The organism is Psychrobacter piechaudii (genome assembly GCF_900162825.1).
GTDB classification, from domain to species: Bacteria; Pseudomonadota; Gammaproteobacteria; order Pseudomonadales; family Moraxellaceae; genus Psychrobacter; species Psychrobacter piechaudii.
In genome coordinates, this window is the sequence record NZ_FUGE01000242.1 from 1 (window position 1) to 1,343 (window position 1,343).

Consider the following 1,343-nt stretch of genomic DNA (forward strand, 5'->3'; position numbering starts at 1 on the left):
CTTCTCGAACTCAGAAGTGAAACATCGTTGCGCCAATGGTAGTGTGGTTCGCCCATGTGAGAGTAGGTCATCGTCAGCTCCCTATACCTAAAAGCCCCCATTTAATTAGAATGGGGGCTTTTTCCTTTGTCTGGATTTTCCCTCTGATAATAAATCTTTAACCTCAAATCAAATATTGGGCTTATTCATTATTGTATTGAAATAAGCTACTATGGTAGTCATAAATCTATATAAAACCTATTAAAGGATTAGTTTATGACCACATCAACTGTTGAATACCAAGGCAATCTGCGCACTCAAGCTTTGCACCTACAATCTAATAATCAGATCATTACCGATGCGCCGACAGACAATCATGGTAAAGGTGAAGCCTTCTCACCCACAGATTTATTAGCCACAAGTTTAGCCAGTTGTATGCTGACTATTATTGGTATTAAAGCTACTGATATGGAAGTGGATGTGGTGGGAACTAAGGCGGAGGTCACTAAGATTATGGCTGCAGATCCACGCCGTGTCAGTGAGATTCAAGTCCGCATTAAACTTAAAAAAGACTTAGATGAGCGTACCAAAAAGATTTTAGAGGCGGCTGCTTTTACCTGTCCGGTAGCCAAAAGTATTCATCCTGATATTAAACAAGATGTGACGTTTATCTATGGTCATGGTGAGTGATATGACCGCCAACACCAAAACGTTACTTATCGTTGCTCATGCCCCATCACCTAATACCAAGAAGCTGGCCGAAGCTGCTTATAAGGGAGCTGACCACCCTGACTTAGAGGTTAAGGTTATCCTAAAGTCACCACAAGATACTCAGCCAGAAGACGTTCTCGCTGCTGATGCTTTATTACTAGGGACGACTGAAAACTTGGCTTATATGGCAGGATTAACCAAAGACTTTTTTGATCGTTGTTATTATCCAGTTTTAGAAAAAAAACAAGGATTACCTTTTGCCGTTTATATTCGCGCAGGGCATGATGGTACCGGTACTAAGCTTGCTCTGAAAACCATTACTACCGGTTTGCGCTGGGAGTGGATTCAAGAAGCCTTGATACTTAGAGGAGATTGGCAAGAGGCTTTTACCACACAAGTTGAAGAGCTTGCCATGACAATGGCGGCTGGGGTAGAAGCTGGTATTTATTAGATAAACGCAACAAGTTTAAATACAAAAAAACCGTCAATAGACTAATGCCAGTCAGTTAAGGCAAAAACTCAATAAAAGTAATAAAATAGCCCATCTAATAAGAAGATGGGCTATTTTACTATGAGACTACAAGACGCTATTAATGAGACGCATAAAAGGATTCCAGACACCCTAGAACAATTTAGTGAATTAATATATCCTG

General features: G+C 40.4%; 2 protein-coding genes and 1 rRNA gene. All 3 read left to right on the plus strand.

Annotation, left to right across the window (positions count from 1 at the left end; genetic code table 11):
- A 5S ribosomal RNA gene (gene rrf, locus A1019T_RS14040) occupies positions 1-79 on the plus strand; the annotation flags it as partial.
- A gap of 176 nt (positions 80-255) precedes the next feature.
- Positions 256-669, plus strand: coding sequence for an OsmC family protein (locus tag A1019T_RS12305; RefSeq protein ID WP_077451967.1), 414 nt, complete (start codon positions 256-258; stop codon positions 667-669).
- Position 670: 1 nt separating this feature from the next.
- The gene (locus A1019T_RS12310) at positions 671-1,141 is read left to right on the plus strand and encodes a flavodoxin family protein (protein WP_077451969.1); all 471 of its coding nucleotides are present in this window, start codon (positions 671-673) and stop codon (positions 1,139-1,141) included.
- The last annotated feature ends 202 nt before the right edge of the window (positions 1,142-1,343 follow it).

What these genes read in the sequence shown, in the direction of transcription:
- A1019T_RS12305 (WP_077451967.1), top strand. Translation starts at nt 256, where the DNA reads ATGACCACATCAACTGTTGAATACCAAGGCAATCTGCGCACTCAAGCT.
- A1019T_RS12310 (WP_077451969.1), top strand. Translation starts at nt 671, where the DNA reads ATGACCGCCAACACCAAAACGTTACTTATCGTTGCTCATGCCCCATCA.